This window comes from Methylopila musalis, assembly GCF_042679725.1.
GTDB classification, from domain to species: domain Bacteria; phylum Pseudomonadota; class Alphaproteobacteria; order Rhizobiales; family Methylopilaceae; genus Methylopila; species Methylopila musalis.
The window spans coordinates 1-3,129 of the sequence record NZ_JBHTMX010000266.1 but is presented as its reverse complement, the minus strand read 5'-3'; the positions used below and the strand labels follow the sequence as shown (position 1 = coordinate 3,129).

Genomic DNA, 3,129 nt, shown 5'->3' with positions numbered 1-3,129 from the left:
CAAAAGCTTGACCGCAAACACGGAAGATACCCGCGCGAAGGCGCGGGCATGACGGTGCGGGAACCACGGCGCCCCACACGACGCGCCGCCCCGCCGTCTGGTTCTTACGGCTTCAGGTTCATTGGCAGCGCGCCCGGGGCGGCGGTGAGGGAGATCGTCACCCGGCGGTTGGCGGCGATCTGGGGCGCGTCGGGGAACATGGGGTCGTTCGCGGCCTTGCCTTCCACGTGGCTGAAGCGCTGGTCGGGCAGCCCTGCGTCCGAGAGCAGGCTGCGCACGGCGCTGGCGCGGTCAGCCGACAGCCGCCACGGATCGGCGCTGGCGCCTTCCGAGACGCCGCCGGCGGTGTGGCCGGCGATGGAGATAGGGTACGGCAGCTCCCTCAAGGTGGGCGCGAGCGCCGACAGCGCGTCCGTGATCCGGCGGCTCGGCACAGCCGAGCCTTGCGCGAACATGGAGCGCCCGTCTTGATCGACGATCGAGATTGAGACGCCCTCGGTCGAGCTTTCGATCATGATCTGGTTGGAGACCTCCGCGATCTCGGGCATGGCGCGCAGCGCCTGCCGGAGGCTCGCGGCGGCGCGGGCGTAGCCGCGGGCGGCGGCTTCCGTGTCGGCGCGGTCCTTGGACAGGGGGCCTGCGAGGTTGCCGGTCTCGCCGGGCGTCTTGGCGGTGTTGTTCAGAAGCTCGGTGCGCGAGGGCGTGCCGCCGATGTCCACCACGCCCGCCGCCACCACCTCCCGCTGCGTGCCGAAGGCCTCGCGCATGGAGCCGGCGACGATCGCCATCTTCTTCTTGTCCTGGTTCGAGAACGCCACCAGCACCACGAAGAAGGCCATCAGCAGGCCCATCAGGTCGGCGAAGGTGACGAACCAGCCGTGGCCGCCGCCGTGGTCGGCGTGCTTCTTCTTGGCCATCAGGCCGCCGCCTCGGCCAGCTCCGCCCGGTGCTTCTCGGGCAGGTAGGCCAGCAGCATCTCCTTCACCACCGCAGGGCTCTTGCCGGCGCGCAGCTGCAGAACGCCGTCGATGACCAGCGTCTGATTCAGCTCGTCATGCGCGAACTTGATGGTGAGCTTGTCCGCGATCGGCAGGAAGAAGAAGTTCGCGACCACGGCGCCGTAGAGCGTCGCCAGCAGCGCGATGGCCATGAAGGTGCCGAGCTTCGAGGGGTCGGACATTTCGGCGAACATCTGCACCATGCCGATCAGCGTGCCGATCATGCCGAAGGCCGGGGCGCAGTCGCCGATGCCGCGGAACACCTTGGAGGCCATCTCCAGCCGGTGCAGGTTCAGGTCGCGCTCGCGCTCCAGCGTCTCGCGGATGAAGGTCTCGTCAAAGCCGTCGGCCACGTAGCGCACGCCCTTGGCGAGGAAGGCGTCGTGCGGGGTGGCCTTGTCGAGCCCGACCGGGCCGGACTTGCGCACGATCTGCGCCATCTCGGCGATTTCGGAGATCAGGTCCCGCGGGTTGGTGTGCGCGCCCTTGATCACCGTCATGATCGCGGTGGGGAACGACGACAGGATCGCGCCCATCTCGAAGCGGATCAGCGTGGCGGCGACGGCGCCGCCGAAGATGACGATCACCGCGTGCTCGGAGTAGTAGCGCTCCAGGCCGCCGCCCTCATGAATGAGGAAGCCCAGCACGCCCGTGCCGAAGACGAACCCGATGATGGTGGCGATATCCATGGCCGCATCCGCGTAGGACCGGGCAGGTGGCCGGCCGTTCGGCGCCATGGTGAAGTTTTGAGGTTAAGAGGCCGTGAAGCCGCACGCGGTCCGCGGTCAGGCGAGGCCGAGCTTCAGCAGGTCGTGGATGTGGACGAGCCCCACGGGGCGGCCGCCGTCCACCACGAACAGCGCCGTGATGGCCCGGCCCTGCATCACGCTCATGGCCTCGGCGGCGAGATCGTCGGACCGCACCACGCGGGGCGAGCGGGTCATCACCTCGTCCACGGTCTTGGCGGTGAGGTCGGGACCCATGTGGCGGCGCAGGTCGCCGTCGGTGACGATGCCGATCAGGTCGCCGCCCGCGTCCACCACGCCGACGCAGCCGAAGCTCTTGGCGGACATCACGATCAGCGCCTCGGCCATGCCGGCGCCGGAGGCGATCAGCGGCGTCGCCGCGCCGGAATGCATCACGTCGCGCACGAAGGACAGCACCGCGCCGAGCTTGCCGCCGGGGTGGAAGCGCTTGAAGTCGCTCGGCGTGAAGCGGCGGCTCTCCAGCAGCGCCACGGCCAGCGCGTCGCCGATCGCCACCTGCATGGTGGTGGAGGTGGTGGGCGCGAGCCCGTGGGGGCAGGCCTCGGTGGCGCGGGGCAGCACCAGCGCCGCGTCCGCAGCCTTGCCGAGCGCGCTGCTCGCCTGCGCGGTGACGGCGACGAGCTTCACCCGGAACCGCCGGGCGTATTGCAGCATGTCGCGCAGCTCCGCGGTCTCGCCCGACCAGGACAGCGCGAGGATCACGTCGTCGGAGGTGATCATGCCGAGGTCGCCGTGGCTCGCCTCGCCCGGATGGACGAAGAAGGCCGGCGTGCCGGTGGAGGCGAAGGTGGCGGCGATCTTGCGGCCCACATGGCCGCTCTTGCCCATGCCGGTGACGATGGTGCGGCCTCGGGCGCCGGCGATCAGCTCCACCGCGCGGGCGAAGGCGGCGCCGAGCGGGCCCCGCAGCGCCTTGCCCAGCTGCGCCAGTCCGGCCGCCTCGAGCTCCAGGGTGCGCAGCGCGGACGCGACCGACTCGGACGGCTTCGTCACCACCGCGTCGTGATCGGGCATCGGGGCTTCGGACGGCAGTCGGGCGGGTTTGGGCATGCGGGGACACGGCTTTCGCGCGGGCGGCGCCGCTCGGGCGCTGGGCGCCAAGCTCTATCACCCCGGCCGTCGCGCCGCCAAGCCTTGGAACGAGACCAAAGAAAACCACGGCTTCAAGGCTTCATTAACCACGTCCGGCCCATGGTCTTTAACCATGACGGCCGCCCATTTCCCTGCGGCCGCTCCACAGGGACGCCATGACGCTACGCCGCGCGCTCAGCGCCGTCACGCTCGCCGCCATCGCCGCGGCCGCGCCGGCGCGCGCCCAGACTCTGGAGACGGACTCCGCGGGGCTGCGCGGCTCGCTCGGCGCC

The 3,129-nt window shown here is 70.5% G+C and carries 3 protein-coding genes; all 3 read right to left on the bottom strand.

Going from position 1 to position 3,129, the window contains the following annotated elements:
- Nucleotides 1–104 precede the first annotated feature (104 nt).
- The 3 genes from ACFQ4O_RS16425 to ACFQ4O_RS16415 all read right to left on the bottom strand — a co-directional run bounded on the left by ACFQ4O_RS16425 (nt 105) and on the right by ACFQ4O_RS16415 (nt 2,779).
- The gene (locus ACFQ4O_RS16425; RefSeq protein ID WP_378777268.1) at nt 105–917 is read right to left on the bottom strand and encodes an OmpA/MotB family protein; all 813 of its coding nucleotides are present in this window, start codon (nt 915–917) and stop codon (nt 105–107) included.
- Nucleotides 917–1,687, bottom strand: a complete 771-nt coding sequence (locus ACFQ4O_RS16420; protein ID WP_271204821.1) for a motility protein A — start codon at nt 1,685–1,687, stop codon at nt 917–919. Before ACFQ4O_RS16420 ends, ACFQ4O_RS16425 begins: the two co-directional genes overlap by 1 nt.
- 96 nt (nt 1,688–1,783) lie before the next feature.
- Nucleotides 1,784–2,779 (bottom strand): KpsF/GutQ family sugar-phosphate isomerase, encoded by a 996-nt coding sequence (locus ACFQ4O_RS16415; RefSeq protein ID WP_378777266.1) that lies wholly within the window; start codon nt 2,777–2,779, stop codon nt 1,784–1,786.
- Between the last annotated feature and the right edge of the window lie 350 nt (nt 2,780–3,129).